Origin of the sequence: Pseudomonas sp. DTU12.1, assembly GCF_009873475.1 — a bacterium.
Lineage (GTDB): Bacteria > Pseudomonadota > Gammaproteobacteria > Pseudomonadales > Pseudomonadaceae > Aquipseudomonas > Aquipseudomonas proteolytica.
This window is the reverse complement of record NZ_CP045254.1, coordinates 3327288-3346918: the sequence shown is the minus strand read 5'-3', so window position 1 is coordinate 3346918 and position 19631 is coordinate 3327288. Positions and strand designations below refer to the sequence as shown.

19 protein-coding genes are annotated in these 19631 nt (G+C 62.5%); 8 read left to right on the top strand and 11 right to left on the bottom strand.

Features of this window, described 5'->3' with window-relative positions:
* Nucleotides 1–47 precede the first annotated feature (47 nt).
* The 4 genes from GDV60_RS14435 (at nucleotide 48) to GDV60_RS14420 (ending at nucleotide 4752) form a co-directional block, all read left to right on the top strand.
* The gene (locus GDV60_RS14435) at nucleotides 48–2048 is read left to right on the top strand and encodes a ribonucleoside triphosphate reductase (protein WP_029291329.1); all 2001 of its coding nucleotides are present in this window, start codon (nucleotides 48–50) and stop codon (nucleotides 2046–2048) included.
* 137 nt (nucleotides 2049–2185) lie between these two features.
* Nucleotides 2186–2341, top strand: a complete 156-nt coding sequence (gene nrdD / locus GDV60_RS14430) for an anaerobic ribonucleoside-triphosphate reductase (RefSeq protein ID WP_029291331.1) — start codon at nucleotides 2186–2188, stop codon at nucleotides 2339–2341.
* The gene (locus GDV60_RS14425) at nucleotides 2338–3033 is read left to right on the top strand and encodes an anaerobic ribonucleoside-triphosphate reductase activating protein (RefSeq protein ID WP_092237015.1); all 696 of its coding nucleotides are present in this window, start codon (nucleotides 2338–2340) and stop codon (nucleotides 3031–3033) included. The genes nrdD and GDV60_RS14425 overlap by 4 nt, the downstream gene beginning before the upstream one ends.
* 99 nt (nucleotides 3034–3132) lie before the next feature.
* Complete coding sequence (locus GDV60_RS14420) at nucleotides 3133–4752, top strand: methyl-accepting chemotaxis protein (protein ID WP_070994254.1); 1620 nt, start codon at nucleotides 3133–3135, stop codon at nucleotides 4750–4752.
* A 201-nt stretch (nucleotides 4753–4953) separates the two neighbouring features.
* On the opposite strand, the gene GDV60_RS14415 is transcribed toward GDV60_RS14420, so the two are convergent.
* The 4 genes from GDV60_RS14415 to GDV60_RS14400 are packed head-to-tail and all read right to left on the bottom strand — an operon-like array spanning nucleotide 4954 to nucleotide 8035.
* Nucleotides 4954–6279, bottom strand: a complete 1326-nt coding sequence (locus GDV60_RS14415) for a 4Fe-4S binding protein (protein ID WP_159909239.1) — start codon at nucleotides 6277–6279, stop codon at nucleotides 4954–4956.
* 32 nt (nucleotides 6280–6311) lie between these two features.
* On the bottom strand, nucleotides 6312–7154 hold the full coding sequence (locus GDV60_RS14410) for an FTR1 family protein (protein WP_104912459.1): 843 nt from the start codon (nucleotides 7152–7154) through the stop codon (nucleotides 6312–6314).
* Nucleotides 7155–7171: 17 nt separating this feature from the next.
* A complete protein-coding gene (locus GDV60_RS14405; RefSeq protein WP_092237007.1) occupies nucleotides 7172–7504 on the bottom strand; it encodes a cupredoxin domain-containing protein in 333 nt (110 codons plus the stop codon).
* Nucleotides 7505–8035, bottom strand: coding sequence for an iron transporter (locus GDV60_RS14400; RefSeq protein WP_029291344.1), 531 nt, complete (start codon nucleotides 8033–8035; stop codon nucleotides 7505–7507).
* Nucleotides 8036–8211: 176 nt separating this feature from the next.
* On the opposite strand from GDV60_RS14400, the gene GDV60_RS14395 reads away from it, so the two are divergent.
* Both GDV60_RS14395 and GDV60_RS14390 read left to right on the top strand, forming a co-directional pair.
* Complete coding sequence (locus GDV60_RS14395) at nucleotides 8212–8421, top strand: DUF3079 domain-containing protein (RefSeq protein WP_029291346.1); 210 nt, start codon at nucleotides 8212–8214, stop codon at nucleotides 8419–8421.
* A 252-nt stretch (nucleotides 8422–8673) separates the two neighbouring features.
* Entirely contained in the window at nucleotides 8674–8886 is a 213-nt protein-coding gene (locus GDV60_RS14390; protein ID WP_029291348.1) for a PLDc N-terminal domain-containing protein, read from the top strand.
* Nucleotides 8887–9088: 202 nt separating this feature from the next.
* Here GDV60_RS14390 and GDV60_RS14385 read toward each other — a convergent pair whose 3' ends face one another.
* Both GDV60_RS14385 and GDV60_RS14380 read right to left on the bottom strand, forming a co-directional pair.
* On the bottom strand, nucleotides 9089–9967 hold the full coding sequence (locus GDV60_RS14385) for an alpha/beta hydrolase (RefSeq protein ID WP_092237003.1): 879 nt from the start codon (nucleotides 9965–9967) through the stop codon (nucleotides 9089–9091).
* Nucleotides 9968–10041: 74 nt separating this feature from the next.
* Nucleotides 10042–11211, bottom strand: a complete 1170-nt coding sequence (locus GDV60_RS14380) for a GGDEF domain-containing protein (RefSeq protein WP_070994257.1) — start codon at nucleotides 11209–11211, stop codon at nucleotides 10042–10044.
* A 183-nt stretch (nucleotides 11212–11394) separates the two neighbouring features.
* Here GDV60_RS14380 and GDV60_RS14375 point away from each other — a divergent pair, with 183 nt between their 5' ends.
* A complete protein-coding gene (locus GDV60_RS14375; RefSeq protein ID WP_029291354.1) occupies nucleotides 11395–11991 on the top strand; it encodes an NUDIX domain-containing protein in 597 nt (198 codons plus the stop codon).
* A gap of 96 nt (nucleotides 11992–12087) precedes the next feature.
* Nucleotides 12088–12675, top strand: a complete 588-nt coding sequence (locus tag GDV60_RS14370) for a LysE family translocator (RefSeq protein ID WP_070994258.1) — start codon at nucleotides 12088–12090, stop codon at nucleotides 12673–12675.
* Between the two features lies 1 nt (nucleotide 12676).
* Here the strand turns inward: GDV60_RS14370 and GDV60_RS14365 are convergent, their stop codons facing one another.
* The 5 genes from GDV60_RS14365 to GDV60_RS14345 form a co-directional block, all read right to left on the bottom strand.
* Nucleotides 12677–13498 carry an AraC family transcriptional regulator gene (locus GDV60_RS14365; protein WP_092237001.1) on the bottom strand — a complete coding sequence of 274 codons (822 nt, stop codon included), beginning with the start codon at nucleotides 13496–13498 and terminating at the stop codon, nucleotides 12677–12679.
* A gap of 104 nt (nucleotides 13499–13602) precedes the next feature.
* Nucleotides 13603–16071, bottom strand: coding sequence for a TonB-dependent siderophore receptor (locus GDV60_RS14360; RefSeq protein WP_092236999.1), 2469 nt, complete (start codon nucleotides 16069–16071; stop codon nucleotides 13603–13605).
* A gap of 233 nt (nucleotides 16072–16304) precedes the next feature.
* Complete coding sequence (locus tag GDV60_RS14355; protein ID WP_092236996.1) at nucleotides 16305–17273, bottom strand: FecR domain-containing protein; 969 nt, start codon at nucleotides 17271–17273, stop codon at nucleotides 16305–16307.
* Entirely contained in the window at nucleotides 17270–17800 is a 531-nt protein-coding gene (locus GDV60_RS14350; RefSeq protein ID WP_092236993.1) for a sigma-70 family RNA polymerase sigma factor, read from the bottom strand. Before GDV60_RS14350 ends, GDV60_RS14355 begins: the two co-directional genes overlap by 4 nt.
* A gap of 219 nt (nucleotides 17801–18019) precedes the next feature.
* On the bottom strand, nucleotides 18020–19630 hold the full coding sequence (locus tag GDV60_RS14345; protein WP_159907795.1) for an ABC transporter ATP-binding protein: 1611 nt from the start codon (nucleotides 19628–19630) through the stop codon (nucleotides 18020–18022).
* Nucleotide 19631 lies beyond the last annotated feature (1 nt).

Genomic DNA, 19631 nt, shown 5'->3' with positions numbered 1-19631 from the left:
GTGTCTATACGAACTATTAAATCTATATGTAGTGTTTTGGAGCCCCCATGCAGATCACCTCAAGCCCGCTGGTCAGTACCCGCCTACACAAGCGCGATGGCACCCTCGTAGCCTTTGATGCCGAGAAAATCCGCCAGGCGATGATCGCCGCGGGTAACGCCACTGGCGAGTATCAGGACGCCGAAGTCGATCTGTTGTTAGGGGCGGTGCTCGCCCGTCTACGCGGGATTACCCGCCTGGATGTGGAGCAGATCCAGGACAGTGTCGAGCGGGTGTTGATGGACGCCGGGTACTTTTTGGCGATGCGTGCCTATATCGTCTATCGCGAGCAGCACGGGCGCCTGCGCCGGGATCGCAAGACCCTGGTGGAAGTCGCCACCTCGATGAACGAGTACCTCGACCGTGAAGACTGGCGTGTGCAGGCCAACGCCAACCAGGGTTACTCCCTGGGTGGGCTGGTGCTCAACGTGTCGGGCAAGGTCACCGCCAATTACTGGCTGGACGAGGTCTATAGCCAGGAGATCGGCCAGGCCCATCGCGAGGCGGACTTGCATATCCATGACCTGGACATGCTCGCCGGCTACTGCGCCGGCTGGTCCCTGCGCACGCTGCTGCACGAAGGCCTCAATGGCGTGCCCGGCCGCGTCGAAGCCGGGCCGCCCAAGCACCTGGGCAGTGCCTTGGGGCAGATGGTCAACTTCCTCGGCACCCTGCAGAACGAGTGGGCCGGTGCCCAGGCTTTCAGCTCGTTCGACACCTACCTGGCGCCCTTTGTGCGCAAGGACCAACTGACGTTCCCCGAGATTCGCCAGGCGGTGCAGGAGTTTATCTACAACCTCAACGTGCCCTCGCGCTGGGGCACGCAAACGCCGTTTACCAACCTGACATTCGACTGGGTCTGCCCGGAAGACCTGCGCGAGCAGATCCCGATTATCGGCGGCGAAGAAATGCCGTTTGCCTACGGTGACCTGCAAGCGGAAATGGAGCTGATCAACCGCGCCTATATCGAAGTGATGCAGGCCGGCGACGCCAAGGGCCGGGTGTTCACCTTCCCGATCCCCACCTACAACATCACCCATGACTTCCCGTGGGACAGCGAAAACGCCGACCGCCTGTTCGAGATGACCGCGCGCTACGGCCTGCCGTACTTCCAGAACTTCCTCAATTCCGATATGCAGCCCAACCAGGTGCGCTCGATGTGCTGCCGCTTGCAGCTGGATGTGCGCGAGTTGCTCAAGCGTGGCGGCGGGTTGTTCGGTTCGGCGGAGCAGACCGGCTCATTGGGGGTGGTGACGATCAACTGCGCCCGCCTGGGCTACCTGTTCAAGGGCGACACCAGCGGCCTGCTGCAACGCCTGGACCACCTGATGGAGCTGGCAATGGAGAGCCTGGAGGTCAAGCGCAAGGTGATCCAGCACCATATGGACGCCGGCCTGTACCCCTACACCAAGCGCTACCTGGGGACCTTGCGCAATCACTTCTCAACCATCGGCCTGAATGGCATGCACGAGATGCTGCGCAATTTCACTGGCGACGAGGAGGGCACCCATACCGCCCGCGGGCGCGAGTTTGCGCTGCAGGTGCTGGACCATGTGCGCGCCACGTTGCTGCGCTTCCAGGAAGACACCGGCCACCTCTACAACCTGGAGGCCACGCCGGCCGAAGGCACCACCTACCGCTTTGCCAAGGAAGACCTCAAGCGTTTCCCCGCGATCCTCCAGGCCGGCAGCCTTGGCGCGCCGTATTACACCAACTCTTCGCAGTTGCCGGTGGGCTTCACCGAAGACCCATTCGAAGCCCTGGAGCTGCAAGACGAACTGCAATGCAAATACACCGGCGGCACCGTGCTGCACCTGTATATGGCCGAGCAGATTTCCTCGGCCCAGGCCTGCAAGCAGCTGGTGCGCAAGGCCCTGGGGCGTTTCCGCCTGCCTTACCTGACGGTGACGCCGACGTTCTCCATCTGCCCGGTGCACGGCTACCTGGCGGGCGAACATGAATTCTGCCCCAAGTGCGACGAGGTCCTGGCCCTTAACGCCACCTTGTAGGAGCGAGCTTGCTCGCGAAGCACTCAAGTACACCGCGTTTAACCAGGCAGCACGCGTGATCGTTGACGTTCTTCGCGAGCAAGCTCGCTCCTACAGAGCAAGGTGCTAACCGTTTTCCAACCCCAAGGAGATTCACCATGCAAACCACCCAGCCACAACGCCAACGCTGTGAAGTCTGGACCCGTGTCATGGGCTACCACCGACCGGTTTCGGCCTTTAACCCCGGCAAACAATCGGAGCACCGTGAGCGCGCGCACTTTACCGAAAGTGCGGCGGCGGCCGGGCGCCAATGAGTCGAGCACTACGGGTCGGGGGCCTCGTGCCCCTGACCACCCTCGACTACCCCGGCATGCTCGCCTGCGTGCTGTTTTGCCAGGGCTGTGCCTGGCGTTGTCGGTATTGCCATAACCCGGACCTGATCCCCCCTCGCGGTAGCGATGAGGTGGATTGGCGCCGGGTTTTGCTGTTTCTGCAACGGCGCCAGGACCTGCTGGATGCCGTGGTGTTCAGCGGTGGTGAACCGACCCTGCAGGAAGGCCTGCCGGCAGCCATGGACGAAGTGCGCAAGATGGGCTTTCGCATCGGCCTGCACAGTGCCGGGATCAAGCCTGCGGCGTTCGCCAATGCCCTGGCCCATGCCGATTGGGTTGGCTTCGACGTCAAGGCCCTGGCCGAGGACTGCCAGTTGATCACCCAGGTCAAGGGCAGCGGCACCGCCAATTGGCGCAGCCTCGACCTGCTGCTGCACAGCGATGTGGACTACGAATGCCGCACCACCGTGCATTGGCACCTGATCGACCCGCAGCGCCTGCTGCTGCTGGCCCAGCGTTTGCAAGAGCGGGGAGTCAAGCGCTTCGCCGTACAGCTGGTGCGCACCGCGCGCATGCTCGATGAGCAATTGCCGAGCGTTTCGGCACAGGCCTTGCTGCCTGAACTATGGGAGAAAATGCGGGCACTGTTCCCGGCATTTGTTTTACGGGGTTGATCCCTTCGCGGAGCCCTTTCAAGCGTGGCGATTGAACTCCCACCGGATTATCAAAGATGCTGCCCCCTGGGGGCAGGTATTCATCAGGGAGCTTATGACATGACTCGACTAACCACCGCCCGCCGCATCGCGATCGGCTTTGCCATCGCCCCCTTGGCCCTGGCGGGCATGGCGCTCTACGCCTTGCACGACCTGGGCACCCTCAAGGAACAATCGGAACTGATCGTGCAGCAGGACTGGCCGAAAATCGCGCCGATCATGGTGATTGCCACCGGTGTGCGCGACAACGGCCGTAACACCCGCGACTTGCTGATCGATGAGGACAACCAGGCCGCACAACAGGCCATTGGTACCACCCGCCAACGTATTACTGATGCCTTCACCCAACTGGAGCCGCTGTTCAACACACCTGCGGGCCAGGCGGCCTATGCCGACCTGAAGCAGCGTCGCGAAGCCTATGTGGGCGCCTTTACCCAGGTGCAGGCACTTATCCGCCAGGGCGCCCATGCCGAGGGTGTGGCGCAGCTCAAGCAGAATGTGCAACCCGCCGAGCAGGCCGTATTCAAGAGCCTGGAGGCGATGATGGCCTTGCAGGGGCAGATCTTTACCGAGCGCGAGCGCGCGGCGCAGACCCTGTACAGCGAGGCGCGGCGCAACATGCTGGGGCTGTTCCTGCTGTGCGTGGCCCTGGTGGTGGCGGCGGGGGTGATTGTCACCCGCAGCGTGACCCGGCCCTTGGGCGGCGAGCCCGACGAGGCCGCGCGGGTATTGAGCCAGATTGCCCAGGGCGACCTGACTACCGAAGTGCCAACGGCGGGCAGCGCCGACGGCAGCGTGATGAAAAACATGCAACAGATGCAGGACAACCTCAATGAAATGGTGCGCCAGATCGCCACGTCGGTAGACCGCGTGGCCAGTTCTTCCGAGGAGTTGAGCGCGGTCAGCAGCCAGACCAGCAGCAGCTTGCAACTGCAAGGCATGGAGATCGAACAGGCCGCCACGGCGGTCAATGAGATGACGGCGGCGGTAGATGAAGTGGCGCGCAATGCAGTGAGCACCAGTGAAGCCTCACGGTTATCGGCGCAGACGGCCCAACTGGGGCGCGATCAGGTGCAAGAAACCGTCGCGTCCATCAACACCCTGGCAGAGGGCGTCAGTGGCACCTCAGTGCGCATCCAGCAACTGGCCGGGAGGGTGCAGGACATCAGCGGCGTGCTGGAGGTGATCCGCAGTATTGCCGACCAGACCAACCTGCTGGCCCTCAACGCGGCCATCGAGGCGGCACGGGCCGGGGATGCCGGGCGCGGGTTTGCCGTGGTGGCCGATGAGGTGCGGGCCCTGGCCCATCGCACCCAGGCCTCGACCCAGGAGATCGAGCAGATGATCGGCAATATCCGCCTGGACACCGAACAAGCTGTGACCGCGATGCAGGGCAGCAGTGATTTGGTACGGGCTACCTTGAGCGTGGCCGAGCGTTCGGGCCAGGCCCTGGAAGCGATTACCCAGTCGATCTCGCAGATCAACGAACGCAACCTGATGATCGCTAGCGCCACCGAAGAGCAAGCACTGGTGGCGCGGGAGGTGGATCGCAATCTGGTGGGGATTCGCAATCTGTCGGAGCAAGTCTTGCTCGGCGCACGGCATACCGATACGGCAGGCCATGAACTGGCGCAAATGGCAGGGGAACTGCACCTGACGGTTGCCAGGTTCCGCGTCTAACCGCGCAAGACGGGCCATTGTGGCGAGCGGGCTTGTTGTGGCGAGCGGGCTTGCCCCGCGCTGGGCTGCGCAGCAGCCCCAAGTAAGCCGGATACGGTGTATCAGATACTCCGTAGCGTCTGGTTTTGGGGCTGCTACGCAGCCCAGCGCGGGGCAAGCCCGCTCGCCACAATAAGCCCGCTCACTGCGACAAGCGGGCTCCTAGAGTTTCCAACCCCAGAACTGTAGCCACCAGCCGTACCCCACCAGCCCATTGCCCAGTAGCAGGCAAGTCCAGGCGGCGCACTGTCGTGGCAGTGGCGTGTCGGCCAGCTGTTTCCACCCCAGCCACAAACACCAGCCTATCGCCCCAACCAGCAGCGCGCCGCGTGCCGGCTGTACCCAGTCGAGCAACAACCCTTCATAGCGCAATAACTTGACGGTGGTTGCCGACAGCCCCAGGAACAGTCCTGCACCGCCAAGGGGCGTGAAGGTCAGCGCCAGGGCCCAATACCGTGCACGCTCACCGCTCAGTCGTGCGGCGAGGTGCACCAGCCCCATCAATGCGCCGCCGATCAGCAGGCTGCTGGCACCCAGGTACGCAACGATACAAAACCCATCCAACCAACTGAAGCTGTCGTTGGCCTGGGGGTAATGGGTCAACAGCCACCAGGGCGCGTTGTCCTGCAACGGCCACAACCAGTCGTGCTCCACCAACCATTGCGCCAGGGCTTGCTTGAACGTGATGAACCACGGGCTGACGGTCCACTGGAAGGCGCCCATCGCCAGGCCGATCACGCCAAACAACAACAAGCGCGTATCCCAGGCCAAGGCGGGTTTGCGTGGGGCCTGGAGGATTTCGCTATTGCACGAGCGCGCAATCAACTGCACCGCGCCACGTTGCCCGCTGCAGCGGCCACAGGCGTGGCAATCGCTGGCACCTTGCAAGCGGCGGATGTCCAGCAGTGGCGCGCAGTTGGGCAGGGGCAGCCGTGGGCCGTCGTTGGCTTTCCAACGTTGTTCATCAACCTGGAAATGCACGGGTGCCAGGCGCGCGAGCAGGGCGAACACACCGCTGACCGGGCACAGGTAGCGGCACCACACCCGTTTGCCGCGCACAAACAGCAGCCCTACCAGCACGGCGGCGACGGTCGAGCCGCCGAGGATCAGCAAGGCCGCCTGGGCGTAGTCGTACACACTGATCAATTGCCCGTAGAGAGTGGTCAGGCAGAAACCCACGGTGGGCCAACCGCCCCAGCGGATCCACCCCGGAATGCGCAGGCCGCGCCCATGGCGGCTGGCCCATTCGCTCAACGAGCCTTCAGGGCAGAGCACGCCGCACCACACGCGGCCGAACACGACGATGGACAGCACCACGAACGGCCACCACACGCCCCAGAACAGGAACTGTGCCAGTAGCGTCAGGTTATCCAACAAACGCGCCTGGCTGGCGGGCAGCGGCAGCAGCGCGGGTAGCACCAGCAATCCCGCGTAGAACAGCACCACCGCCCATTGCATACCGCGAATCAGCCGCGCGTGGCGGCGCATGCCATCCCCCAGGCGTTGCAGCCAGGGGGTGTTCACAGCGTTGCTCGTCGGGTGCGATACAGCCCTTGGCCCACCAGCAACCAATAGCCGGCCAGCACCAGCAGGGTGACCGTGCTGGGCGTTGCGCGGTACCCGGCAAAGCCGGCGAGCACTGCGCCCAGGCCGTGGCTGTCACTGAGCAGGGCGCTGCTGTCCCACCAGGCTTCGCCCACCAGGGTGTAGACCCAATCGGGCATGTCCATCGCCAACAGTTGCCCGCCGATGCGTTCTGCGGCAGCGACCAGCAAGGAGGCCGCCAAAAGCAGCAACAGCACCTCACTGAGGGCGAAAAACCGCGACCACGAAATCAACCGCTGCGTGCTGCGCAGCAGCATCACTGTCAACCCGGCCAACACCAGGCCCAGCCCCCCGCCAATGGCGAACAGACCCAATGCCGGGCCATGCAGTTGGGCGCCGGCGCCATACAGGAACACCACGGTCTCGCTGCCTTCGCGGCTGACTGCCAACAACGCCAGCAACAACACACCGAGGCCGCCCTGGCGCGCCGCGCGCTGCTCGGCGTCCCGTAACAGTGTGTGCTTGAGGCCCGGCCCGTGGCGGTGCATCCAGAACACCATCTGCACCATCAACAGGCTTGCCACCAGGGTCATGCCGGCCTGGAACCATTCACCGCTGGGCCCGCTCATGGCTTCACCGGCCCACAGCATCAAGCCCGCCAACCCGGCGGAACACAGCAGCCCCAGGAGCACTCCGGCCCACAGGAAACGCCCCAGGCGCGAGCCCTCGGATTGTTGGCTGATCCAGGCCTGGAGGATGCCGATCACCAGCAACGCCTCGACGCTTTCGCGCCAGACGATAAACATCGATTGATTCATCAAATGCTCCTGGGCCGTTATTCGGCGAGGATGCTGCCCTCGGGCAACTGTGGGTTGAATTCGTCGAAAAACCCATAAGTGCCCGGCTTGAGCGGGTGGATCACCACAAAGGTGGTGACCCCAGGCGACAGCACTTTCTCCACGCGTAGCGGCGTGCTCTCGAACTCGGCCGGGCCTTGGCCGATGTTTTTCAACACGATCTTGAAGCGCTGGCCGGCCGGCACCTTGAGCTGCGCCGGGTTGAAGTGGCCGTCCTGCAGCGTCAATTTATAGGTCGGCAAAGGTGCTGCCAGGGCCGCACCAGCGGCCAGCAGGGCGCACAGGGCGCACAGGGCGAGGGCGCGGCGCATTCAGTAGCCGCCTTTCTTGCCAATACCCGCGTAGACGAATTCGTAGTGCACTTCACAGCGCTCGAACCACGGCGCGACCCCGGTTTCCTTGTCGGTATGCCGGCCCAGTGAGCCGTGGCCGCTGGGTGGCATCACGGTGAAAGTCAGCTGGTACTTGCCAGGGCCCAGCAGCTTGACGTTATCGCCGTAGTGCGGCCCGTCGTTGGCCACCATGGCGTGGAACTCACCGATGATCGGGCTGGCTGCACCTTGCTTCTGCAGACGGAACGAGACGTTGAGGTAAGGCACGAAACTGCCTTCCTGGAAGCCCTGCTGATTGTCGGCAGTGGCGCGGATATCGGCCTCCAGATGCACATCCGAATCGGCGGTGGCGCGCATCATGCCCGGTGGCGCCATCTCGATCGGTTGCAGATAGACCGCACCGACTTCCAGGCCGGGGCACATTTGTGGCTCGCCGATCGGGTATTCCTTGGCGACGGCCGCGCCAGTCGACAACAGCAAGGCCAGTGACAGCGTGAAGGGGATACGCATGGGGGCTTCCTGACAGGGCAAAAGAGAGTCCGAGTCTAGAAAGCTTTGCTGTAAATAATAATGATTCCTGTCAAGTTTCCAGGGATATAACCACAACCATTCTTGACGTTGGTCAAGGCTGTGGGCGGGCGGCGGCCGTAGGATCAAATCACCGCCCACTGCCGTGGAGCCTGCTCATGGCCAAGCCATTCCCGCTAAACCCCAAACACCCTGAGCGTATCTGCTGGGGCTGCGACCGTTATTGTGCGACTAGCGCCCTGGCCTGCGGCAACGGTGCCGACCGCACCATGCACCCGGCCGAAATGATCGGTGAGGATTGGTACTTGCATGGCGATTGGGGGATTGAACTGCCGATTGCAACAGACAAGGTGCCAGACCCTGGTTGACCTGAGCCTGCAACTTGCAGCCCACTGCTGGCTTTTTTGTGGCGAGCGGGCTTGCCCCGCGCTGGGCGGCGAAGCCGCCCCAACAGCCTCACCACGTTCTGCCAGATATACCGAGGCGGCAGGTTTTAGGGCTGCGTTGCAGCCCAGCGGAGGACAAGCCTCCTCGCCACAAATCTGAGCAGTCGTTGGTATTTTTTCTGAACCCTCGCGTTCACCCCTGGCCCTAAGGTGTATGACCTCAGGAGGTGAACCATGCAAATCGAATACGTCTGGATTATTTTGGCCACGCTGTTGGTGCTGGTGGAGTTGTGGGCCATCAACTGTGTACTGCGCAGTGCCAGTCGAGCCGAAACCAAAATGCTATGGGTTGTGGTGATTGTCTTCGTACCCCTGCTGGGCGTGATTCTATGGGCGATCACTGGCCCCAAGGCGATTGCCAAGCAAAAGGCTGACGTCAGCCGGTGAACCATCAGCGTAAAAAAATCGTTTAAATGCAAAAAGAGTTGTCCACGAAAACCGTGGGTATCTCTGTGGATAACCTTGCGTGGCCCCGGCGCCACTGGCGATTCGACCTGCGATCAATATTTGATCAGGAACGTTTGCAGGCCTTTTGGCGCGTGGCATGCGCTTGACACGCGTCGCTCCAACCGGTGCCGGATTCGCCGTTCTACAGCAAACCCTGGAGTGCCTGGCGATAGCTGCGGCCGCCCAGGCTCAGGCTGTTGTTGTGACTGGCTCCCGGTACCAACAGCAAGTGCTTGGGTTCTTGCGCGGCATCAAACAGTTGCTGGCTGAAACGCGGCGGCACGTAGCGGTCATCCAGGCCATGCACGACGAGCAAGGGCATGTGGATATCGGCGATCTTGTCGATGGAGTCAAACTTCTGTGACAGCAACCACCGCACCGGCAGCGAGGTGTTGGCCACCGCCGCCGCGACATCGGCCAGGGAGGTAAAGGTGGATTCGATCACCAGCCCACGCACCGGCGGCGGCAGGTGTTCAGCGACGGCCTGCTGGCCCAGTTCGGCCGCCAGGTCAATGGCCACGGCGCCGCCCAGGGAGTGGCCGTAGATCAGGCGCTTGCCCGGGTCGGGTTGCAGCAGTTGGAAGCGCTCCCAGGCCACCCGTGCATCTTCGTAGACACTGGACTCTGAGGGCAGGTCGCCCCGGCTTTGGCCAAAGCCCCGATAGTCGATGGCCAGCACCGAGTAACCCTGGGCATGCAGTTGCTCGATGCGAAACAGCTGGCCGGTAAGGTTCCAGCGCACGCCGTGCAGATACAGGATCGCCGGTGCGTCTTTTTTCGCCGCCGGCCACCACCAGCCATGCAGGCTCTGCCCGGACTTGAAGCTGGCGGGCTTGAGCTCGAACTCCTGCACATCGCTGGGCAGCCCGCGATACCAACTGGCAGGGCCGGGTTCGATACGAAACACCAGCTCCCGCTCCTTGTGTTGCAGCACATTGCACCCTACTGGCAGGCCGAGGATCAGTAGCGCCATGCACAGCAGCGGTAGCCAGCGCCAGCGCGAGAGAGAACGTGAGGACATGGAGGTTCCAGGACAGAAGCGAAGCAGGTTTTTTACCAGAAGCCTTGCCCGTGAAGGAATTATTCAGACCGCCGTCAGGGGGCGATTGCTTGCAAAGTGTTACAGGCCGTCTGTACGCGGTTGCGCCCCTGATCCTTGGCGCGATACAGCGCCTGGTCTGCCTGGGACAGCAGCCGTGACAGATCGTGGCACGCGGCGGTGCTGGTCACCACCCCGATACTCACACTGAGGAACCCGGGGGCCAACAAGTCCAGTTCGGCGAACCGCTGGCGGATACGTTCGGCCACCTGCACCGCGCCTTGTTCATCGGTGTCGGCCAGCAGGCAGGCAAATTCTTCACCGCCGATGCGCGCAAACAGATCGTGCTTGCGCAAAATCGACGAGGTCAGTTGGCTGAAGGCTATCAATGCCTGGTCGCCCATGGGGTGGCCGAAACTGTCGTTAAGGCGCTTGAAGTAGTCCAGGTCACACAACAGCAGTGTCACCGGCTTGCCGCGTTGTTGGCTGTCGGCCAGCAGTTGCTCGCCATGCAGCATGAACGCCCGGCGATTGCCGATGCCGGTCAACACATCGCTGAATGCAGCGGCCTTGAAGTTGAGTTCGGCGCGCTCCTTGACCATCGCCAGGGTGACGTAGGCGATGCCGATCGCATACAGCATGGATTCGAACAGCATGAACGAAAAAAACGGCACGCCTTCGCCCATCAGCGCATGTTCATTCTTGAGCGGCATGCCGGGGTCAATCACCGCCCGTACGCAGTAAAACGTCGTATGAAACAGCATCAGCCCCATCGCTGGCAGATAGGCCACTTCCAGGTGTCGGCGATGGCGCCACAACTCCAGCGCCGACAGCACGCCATAGCTGGCAGCCAGCAGGGAATACAGCGACACCCGGCTGGACATCGACCCATAGAACTGCGGCACCAGGCACATCAACAGCCATAGCGCGGGGCCTGCGAGGATGCCCGGCAGGTGCGGCCTGCCATGGACGAACAGGCGCATGGCGGTCCAGTTCATGGCGGCACTGAGCAGCAGCACCACATTGCCCAGCACCAGCGCGACAAAATCCACGCCCACGCCGCGCACCACGATCAGCGTGGTGCCGAGGGAAGCCAGCAACAGCATCACCCCCAGGTAGCCCAGGGTCGGCTCACGCACGCGATGCCAGGCGTGGACGGTAAGCAGGCCCATCAGGCAGAAAACGAAGACCGCGACCATCAAGAGCGTCGGTATGTGCAGCATCATGTCCTTGACCCCGCAAGATGCATTGTCGAGATAACCCCGTCAGCCACACGCGTGGGCGGTCATCCGGTACAGAAAGGGCGCGATTGTAGCCGGATAACGCGCGCCGATGCTGGCCGATGGACAGCTTGACGCTGACAGGATGTCCCCGACATGCTGCGCCCCCTGCGACCAAAAGGACCTGCCATGGACAACAGCCCCGTACGCATCACCTCCCAAGAGCTGCTCTCGGACAACTGGTACCTGCTGAAAAAGTACAGCTTTGACCTGCGCCGCCGTGATGGCAGTTGGCAAGCCCAGACGCGGGAGGTGTATGACCGTGGCAACGGAGCGACCATCCTGCTGTACAACACCCAGCAGCGCACGGTGTTGCTGATTCGCCAGTTCCGCATGCCGACCTTCGTCAATGGCCATGACGGCTACCTGATCGAAGCCGCTGCAGGCCTGCTGGACAACGCCAGCCCAGAGGAACGTATCCGCCTGGAAGCCGAGGAAGAGACCGGCTACCGCATCGGCCATGTCGAAAAAATCTACTCGGCGTTCATGAGCCCCGGGTCGGTGACCGAGCGCATTCATTTCTTTATCGGTGAGTATCAACCCGGCGACCGCGTGAGCGAAGGCGGTGGGCTTGCGGAGGAAGGCGAGGATATCGACGTGCTGGAGCTGGGCTTCGACGAGGCAATCGCCATGGTTGCGCGCGGTGAGATTGTCGATGGCAAGACCATCATGCTCCTGCAATACCTGGAGCTGCGATTGCTCAAGGCAACCCTGGCGGGAAGGTAGGCGCCGGCTCCTGCAGGGGCATTTTGTTCAATACGCATTGGCTACAGGAACGTAGCGTACAGGCCTCGCTCCCTGTGATTACAAAAAGGAAATGCAATGAGTTTGATCATGTCCATGGCCGCCTTCGCCCTGGCGACCTCTATCACCCCCGGCCCAGTCAATATCGTCGCCCTCGGCTCGGGGGCGCGCTTTGGTTTTGTCGCCAGCCAGAAACACGTGGCTGGCGCGGCGCTGGGGTTCACATTGTTGCTGGTGTTGATCGGCCTGGGCTTGCACGAATTATTGATCCGTTGGCCGCTGTTGACCCAGGGTATCCAGTGGGGTGGGGTGATATTCCTGCTGTACATGGCCTACAAGCTGGCGACCGATGACGGCCGGCTGGATGCGCAAGATGCCAGCGTTGCGCCTTCGATGCTGTATGGCGCGGTCATGCAGTGGCTCAACCCCAAGGCCTGGCTGGCATGTGTCGCCGGTATGGGCCTGTTTGCGGCCGACGGCGAAGCCGCGCGGGTCTGGCAACTGGCGGCGGTGTACCTGGTGATTTGCTATTTGTCGGTGGCGTGCTGGTCGTATGTGGGCACTTTTTTTCGGCGTTACCTGAGCAATGCGCGGGGCATGCGCCTGTTCAACCGGGTGATGGCGTTGTTGCTGGTGATCAGTGTGGCGTACCTGTTGCTGGGCTGATTCAGCCGCGATATTGCCCCGGCGTGGCTGCCAGGTGCTGCTTGAACGTGCGCTGGAAGTGCGCCTGGTCGGCAAAGCCCGCGGCCAGTGCCACATCGGCAATCAACTGGCCGCTGCGCAGTTGCTGGCGGGCAAACTGGATACGCTGGTTGACCAGGAATGCGTGGGGCGTCATGCCGTAATACTGCTTGAACGCGCGGATCAGGTACGACGGCGACAGCTGCGCGGCCTGGCAGATATCTTCGAGTTTCAGCGCCTCGGTGCACTGTTCGCGGATGTACTCGGCGGCGCGCTCCAACTTGTGATTGACCTCCCGCACCACTGTTGCCGCTGGGTTCAGGCGCAATTGCACGTCACTGAAAAAACTCACCACGGCGCTGTGTTTGTGCAGGTGCTCGGCGTGTTCGTCGGTCAGCACGGCGTACAGTTCGAGCAGGCCGGCAAACAGCTGCGGGTCATCGGTGTGGGTGGTGCTGAAACGGCGAAAGTCCAACTCGCTGGCAAACCCCAACTGGTGTTGCAGGTCGGTCAGCCAGGGCGTGTCTATGTAGAGCATGTGATACGACCAGGGTTGGTCGTCGATCGGGTTGCAGGCGTGCACGTCGCCGGGGTTCATCAGCACCACGGTGCCGGTATGGATATGGAAGGTGTCTGCGCCATGGATATACAGGCTCTGCCCGGCGGTGATCGCGCCAATCGAGAAATGGTCGTGTGCATGCCGGGTGTAGCAGACCTTGCGCCCATCATCGATGGTACGTGCTTCGATAAACGGCAGGCTGGCATCACGCCAGAAGCGCGGGGCGGCCAGGTCGGGCAGCGACATGATGGCAATCTCCAATGGGCCTTGTAGGGCCTCGATGATTGCACATAAATACGCCGCCGACCTTATGTAGGCGCCGGCAAGCCGGCTCCTACGTTTGTGTTGGGTTAGAAGTCCCAGCGTGTGGCCAGTTGCAGGCTGCGCGGCTCGCCGTAGAAACCGGTACCGAAGTTGCCCAGGCCTGTGTAGTACTTTTTGTCGAAGGCGTTCTTCACGTTCAACGTGGTGCTCAAGTGCTCGTTGAAGCGATAGCGTGCCATCAGGTCCACCAGGTAATAGCTGTCCTGGGTGATGCGCGCGTATTGGCCGAAGTTGACCGTGTCATTCGGGTTGGGCTGGAACACATTGCCGAAGAACTCGCTCTGCCAGTTGACACCGGCACCGATCGTCACCTTATCCAGCGCCCCCGGCAGGCGATAGGAGTTGAACAGGCGCACCACCTGCTGCGGCGTGGTGGTTTGCAGGACGGAGCTGTAGACATAGTCGTCGTTGGCATCACGGGTGTGCTGGTAGGTATAGCCGGCCGAGACATTCCAGCCGTCGAGTACTTCGCCGGCCAGCTCCACTTCAAAGCCCTTGGTCGTGGCGCCGGCAATCGGGCGGTAGATCGAGTCGCTTTCAAAGCCCGAGACGTATTGCGCAACATTGTCCTGCTCGATACGGAAGGCGGCGAAGCTGGCATTCAGGCGGCCGTCGAAAAAGGCCGCCTTGAGCCCGGCTTCGTAGGTGTCGCCTTCAATCGCGTCAAGCAGCTTGCGGTCGGCGTCCTTGGTGTTCTGCGGGCGGTAGATCTTGGTGTAGCTGCTGTACACCGACCAGATATCGTTGAGGTCGTAGACCACCCCGGCATAGGGTGTCACCACGCCGGTCTGCTTGTAACTGGTGCGCGCGTCGGTGGCGGTCGGATCGTAGAAATCCGTGGTGTCGTTGTTGCTGAAATTGCTCACGCGGGTGCCGAGGATCACCGACAAGTCATCGGTAGGTTTCAGGCGGGTCGCCAGGTAGGCGCCGGTCTGGCGTTGCACAATGTCGTTCTGGCCGCTGCGTGGAATGTTCGGCTTGGCATACTCGCCACGCCAGTCATAGATGCTGCCGCCCACCGGCGGGTAGACCGAACCGTAGACCGGCACGTCCTGTTTGGAGCGGGTCGCCATAAAGCCCATGATCAACTCATGCTCGCGGCCCAACAGGCTGAACGGGCCGCTGAGGTTGACGTCGAGGGTGTTCTGCACCTGGTCGCCCTTGTACTTGCCCATGAACATGTACATGCCTTCGCCTGTGACCTGGTCCGGGTTGCCGCCGCTGGCGGAGGCGAGCAGGGTGTCGTGCTGGCTGCGCTTGCGGTCCAGGCTGACTTTGAGTGACCAGTCGTTGGCCAGCTTTTGCTGGACCGAGGCGAAGATCGTCTGGTTCTGGAAGTCGCGGCGGCTCCAGTCGGCGGCCGGGTTGAACGAGCGCGAGAAGTTCGTGCGATTGCCGTTGCTGAAGTACATCGGGAACCCGGTCCAGCTGGCGCCACGGGAGCGGGTGTCCTGCTGGTCGATACCGAAGGTCAGCAGGGTGTCGGGGGTGAGATCGGCTTCGAGGATGCCGTAGGCAATGTCCTTGGTGTTCTGGTAGTGGTCCAGGTAGGACGAGCGATCCTGATAGACCCCGACAAAACGCCCACGCACATTGCCCGACTCGGTCAACGGCCCGGAGATATCACCTTCGGTGCGGTAGTTGTCCCAGGAGCCCACGGTGCCGGTCACCGAGGCCTTGAATTCTTTGGTGGGTTTTTTGCGGATCAGGTTGACCGTGGCCGAGGGGTCGCCGGAACCGCTCATCAGGCCCGACGAGCCCTTGATGATTTCCAGATGGTCGTACACCGCCATGTCGGTACTGGTGGTGCCGTAGTCATACACGCCGTCATAGGTGGAGTTGACGCCGTCGTACTGGAAGTTGGTGATTGGCAGGCCCCGGCTGGAGAATTCCCAGCGCTCGCTGTCGTAGTTCTGCACGCTGACGCCAGGGGCGCGGCGCAGGGTGTCGGCGATGTTGTTGGAACCCTGGTCGTCCATCTGCTGGCGGGTGATCACGGTGACTGACTGTGGGGTTTCGCGGATCGACAATGGCAGGCCGGTGGCCGAGGCCATCGAGCCGGTGGTGTAGGAGTGGCTGTCTTCGGTGGTGGCCCCCAGTGCCACGCCGGAAATAGTGGTAGCGCCCAGTTCAAGTTCGCCGGTATTGAGCGGCGCAAGTTCCAGCACATAGCCATTGTTGCCCTGGGGCTGGGCCTGCAGACCGCTGCCTTGCAACAAGCGTTGTAGACCGGCAGCCGGGGTGTAGCTGCCGCTCAGGCCCGGGCTGGTCTTGCCTGCCGCCAGGCTATTGTGGCCGGCGATGAAAATCCCCGACTGTTCGGCAAAGCGGTTCAACACACTGACCAAGGATCCTGCGCCGATGCTGTAGCTGCGGGCGGTTTCCTGGGTTGCCGGCGTTTCTGTCGCCTGCACGGTAAGCGGGCCCAGGCAGAGCAGGGTTGCGGTGATGGCCAGCGCCAGAGGGCGCAGCGTGAAAGCAGCGGGTTGCGGCATGGAAGGTTCCCTAGGGGTTCGGCGAATTTGAAAGCGTCTGCTGGGTTAACCGAACGAACGTTGAAAAGGGGAACTGGGGGAACGCAATTCGCATGGCAATGGGGCTTTGTGGCGAGGGGGCTTGTCCCCCGTTGGACTGCGTAGCAGGCCCATTTTTGGGGTCGCTTCGCAACCCAGCGGGGGACAAGCCCCCTCGCCACAAAAGCCCCCACAACAGCCTGGCAGCCCGACAGTCAGGTGGCGTGTATTTTCGGTCCCACGCTGACCCACCATGGCATCACTTTGTCTATCTGGATCGGCAGCGCGGCCTCCAGCAGTTGCAACGCGTGCTCGCTGTCCTTGAGCGGGAATGAGCCCATCACCGGCAGGTGGGCCACGGCCGGATCGCATCCAAGGTGGCCGGGGCGGTAGCGATTCAGTTCGCTGATCAATTGGCCCAGTGGCAAGTTGTCCGCCAGCAGCACGCCCCGGCTCCAGGCCTCGCGGGTGGCGGATGCCGTGCTGGTGCCGCGGATGGCGTGGCGATCGAATACCGCCTGTTGCCCTGCCTCGATAATGCGCACCTGTTGGCCGTCGGCGGTACGCACTTCTACCCGGCCATCGAAGACATTGAGGGCAGTGTCGTGCTCGCCTTGCAGCACGCTGAAGCGGGTGCCCAGGGCACGCAGGCGGCCGTGCGCGGTGTCGACCAGGAACGGGCGCTGGAGGTCCTTGGCGGTGTCGATCAGCACTTCGCCAAAACGCAGGTGCAGCAAGCGTTGATATGGATCGAAGCGCACGTCCATGGCGCTTAATGCGTTGAGCCAGATATGCGTGCCGTCACCGAGCAAGGCATCGCGGATCTCGCCGCTGGCCGTGGCGTAGTCGGCGCTCCAGCCGCCGACCACCCGGGGCAGGGCGGTGCCGCGCCAGGTGCCCCAGGCCAATGCCGAACCTACACCCAGCACCAGTAGCGTCTTGAGGGTTTGCCGTCGAGTACAGCGCAGGGCCCGGCTGGCGCCGATGGGCTCGTCGGTCAGGGGCGCAAAGCGCTGGCTGACGCGCTCGACGTACCGCCAAGCCGCCTGATGCTCTGGGTTCTGTCCAAGCCATGTCTGCCAATGCTGTTGTGCCTGGCTGCCGCCCTGAGGGTCTTGCAGGCGCACATACCATAGGGCTGCCTGCTGCAAGCTGGCGTGGCTGAGTTTTGCGCTGGGGTTCATTCCACGAGCAACCCGTCGAGTTCGGCTTCCAGCACCGCGCAGTGCAACAGCGCCTGGGCCATGTATTTTTTCACCATGCGCTCACAGACCCCCAATTGCACGGCGATTTGCTTGTAGGTCAGGCCATGCAGTTGCGCCAGCAGGAAGGCGTCGCTGACCTTGCGCGGCAGGCGCGCGAGCATGGCGTCTACCTCGTACAGGGTTTCGACGATGATCGCCCGCTGCTCCGGCGAGGGTTGCACCGCTTGCGGGCGGTCGGCGAGGCTTTGCAGCCAGGCTTGCTCCAGTTGGCGGCGGCGCCAATGGTCGATGCACAGGCCCCGGGCGATGGTCGCCAGGTACGAGCGCTCGCGCACCGCATCGGCCTGCTCGGGTGGGCGTTTGAGCACGCGGATAAAAGTGTCTTGCGCCAGGTCGGCTGCATCCCAGCGATTGCTCAGGCGTCGGCGCAGCAGGCCGAGCAGCCACGAGTGGTGGCTGCCATAGAGCTGACTGAATGAAGTGGGGGAAGTCGACACAATATCCAACCGGCGCTGACGCCATGACGTGAATAGGAATTGGTCGCGATTAAAGCAAAGGGCTGCGGGCAGCGCAAATGATATTGGTTTGCTTTTGCGAAAGACGTTGCCTGCAGATCTGCACAGATCAAATGTGGCAGCTGGCTTGCCTGCGATAGCGGTGTGTTGCCTGACCCACCGCTATCGCAGCCTCGCCGGGCGAGACGGCTCCCACAGGATCCCCCTGAATCAGATGCGAGAGGTCGGCACCAGGAACGCGGCCTCCAGCAACTGCCGGGTATAGGCATGCTGGGGAGCGGCGAAGATGGTCTTGGCATCGCCCTGTTCCACCACCTGGCCTTGCTTGACCACCATCAACTGGTGACTCAGCGCCTTGACCACCGCCAGGTCGTGGCTGATAAACAGGTAGGTCAGGTTGTACTTGGCCTGCAGGTTGCGCAGCAGTTCTACCACCTGGCGCTGCACCGTGCGGTCCAGGGCCGAGGTCGGTTCATCCAGCAGGATCAGGCGTGGCTTGAGCACCAGGGCGCGGGCGATGGCGATGCGCTGGCGCTGGCCGCCGGAGAATTCGTGGGGGTAGCGGTGGCGGGTCTGCGGGTCCAGCCCCACTTCCTTGAGCGCGGCGATAATCGCCGCTTCCTGCTCGGCCGCCGTGCCGATCTTGTGGATGCGCAAGCCTTCGCCGACGATCTCGCTGACGCACATGCGCGGGCTCAGGCTGCCAAATGGGTCCTGGAACACCACCTGCATTTCCCGGCGCAATGGCCGCACCTGTTGTTGGGTCAGTTGGTCCAGTTGCTGGCCTTCAAAACGGATCCCTCCCTTGCTGCCGATCAACCGCAGGATCGCCAGGCCAAGGGTGGATTTGCCGGAGCCGCTTTCGCCGACGATGCCCAAGGTCTGGCCCTGGGGCAGGCTGAAGTGGATACCGTCCACGGCCTTGACGTAATCGACGGTGCTGCGCAAGAAGCCTTTCTTGATCGGGAACCAGACCTTGAGGTCGTCGACTTCCAGCAACGGTGGACCAATGGCGTTGCTGACTGGCCCGCCGCTGGGTTCAGCGGCCAGTAGCTCCTGGGTGTACGGATGCTGCGGGGAACGGAACAGTTCTTCACAAGACGCCTGTTCGACAATGCAACCGCGTTGCATCACACACACGCGGTGGGCAATGCGCCGGACCAGGTTCAAGTCATGGCTGATCAGCAGCAGCGCCATACCCAGGCGCGCCTGCAACTCCTTGAGCAGTTCGAGGATCTTCAACTGCACGGTTACGTCCAGAGCGGTAGTTGGCTCATCGGCGATCAGCAGTTCCGGCTCGTTGGCCAGGGCCATGGCGATCATCACCCGCTGGCGCTGGCCGCCGGACAATTCATGGGGCAGGGCCTTGAGGCGCTTGTGTGGCTCCGGGATGCCCACCAGCTCCAGCAACTCCAGGGTGCGCAGGGTCGCGGCCTTGCCGGTCAGGCCCTTGTGCAGGCCCAGCACCTCGTTGATCTGCTTCTCGATGGAGTGCAGCGGGTTCAGCGAGGTCATCGGTTCCTGGAAGATCATCGCAATGCGGTTGCCGCGGATCTGGCGCAAGGGTTTTTCTTTCATGGTCAGCAGATCCTGCCCGGCATACCCGATCGTGCCGGACGGATGCCGCGCCAGGGGGTAGGGCAGCAGGCGCAGGATCGAGTGGGCAGTCACCGATTTGCCGGAGCCGCTTTCGCCGACCAGGGCCAGGGTTTCACCACGGCGGATATCGAAGCTGATGTTTTCCACCACGCGCTGATGCTGCTCGCCGGTGACGAACTCGACACTGAGGTCGCGGACTTCGATCAGATTGTCCTGGTTCATC

What these genes read in the sequence shown, in the direction of transcription:
- GDV60_RS14435 (WP_029291329.1), top strand. Translation starts at nt 48, where the DNA reads ATGCAGATCACCTCAAGCCCGCTGGTCAGTACCCGCCTACACAAGCGC.
- nrdD (WP_029291331.1), top strand. Translation starts at nt 2,186, where the DNA reads ATGCAAACCACCCAGCCACAACGCCAACGCTGTGAAGTCTGGACCCGT.
- GDV60_RS14425 (WP_092237015.1), top strand. Translation starts at nt 2,338, where the DNA reads ATGAGTCGAGCACTACGGGTCGGGGGCCTCGTGCCCCTGACCACCCTC.
- GDV60_RS14420 (WP_070994254.1), top strand. Translation starts at nt 3,133, where the DNA reads ATGACTCGACTAACCACCGCCCGCCGCATCGCGATCGGCTTTGCCATC.
- GDV60_RS14415 (WP_159909239.1), bottom strand. Translation starts at nt 6,279, where the DNA reads ATGCGCCGCCACGCGCGGCTGATTCGCGGTATGCAATGGGCGGTGGTG.
- GDV60_RS14410 (WP_104912459.1), bottom strand. Translation starts at nt 7,154, where the DNA reads ATGAATCAATCGATGTTTATCGTCTGGCGCGAAAGCGTCGAGGCGTTG.
- GDV60_RS14405 (WP_092237007.1), bottom strand. Translation starts at nt 7,504, where the DNA reads ATGCGCCGCGCCCTCGCCCTGTGCGCCCTGTGCGCCCTGCTGGCCGCT.
- GDV60_RS14400 (WP_029291344.1), bottom strand. Translation starts at nt 8,035, where the DNA reads ATGCGTATCCCCTTCACGCTGTCACTGGCCTTGCTGTTGTCGACTGGC.
- GDV60_RS14395 (WP_029291346.1), top strand. Translation starts at nt 8,212, where the DNA reads ATGGCCAAGCCATTCCCGCTAAACCCCAAACACCCTGAGCGTATCTGC.
- GDV60_RS14390 (WP_029291348.1), top strand. Translation starts at nt 8,674, where the DNA reads ATGCAAATCGAATACGTCTGGATTATTTTGGCCACGCTGTTGGTGCTG.
- GDV60_RS14385 (WP_092237003.1), bottom strand. Translation starts at nt 9,967, where the DNA reads ATGTCCTCACGTTCTCTCTCGCGCTGGCGCTGGCTACCGCTGCTGTGC.
- GDV60_RS14380 (WP_070994257.1), bottom strand. Translation starts at nt 11,211, where the DNA reads ATGATGCTGCACATACCGACGCTCTTGATGGTCGCGGTCTTCGTTTTC.
- GDV60_RS14375 (WP_029291354.1), top strand. Translation starts at nt 11,395, where the DNA reads ATGGACAACAGCCCCGTACGCATCACCTCCCAAGAGCTGCTCTCGGAC.
- GDV60_RS14370 (WP_070994258.1), top strand. Translation starts at nt 12,088, where the DNA reads ATGAGTTTGATCATGTCCATGGCCGCCTTCGCCCTGGCGACCTCTATC.
- GDV60_RS14365 (WP_092237001.1), bottom strand. Translation starts at nt 13,498, where the DNA reads ATGTCGCTGCCCGACCTGGCCGCCCCGCGCTTCTGGCGTGATGCCAGC.
- GDV60_RS14360 (WP_092236999.1), bottom strand. Translation starts at nt 16,071, where the DNA reads ATGCCGCAACCCGCTGCTTTCACGCTGCGCCCTCTGGCGCTGGCCATC.
- GDV60_RS14355 (WP_092236996.1), bottom strand. Translation starts at nt 17,273, where the DNA reads ATGAACCCCAGCGCAAAACTCAGCCACGCCAGCTTGCAGCAGGCAGCC.
- GDV60_RS14345 (WP_159907795.1), bottom strand. Translation starts at nt 19,630, where the DNA reads ATGAACCAGGACAATCTGATCGAAGTCCGCGACCTCAGTGTCGAGTTC.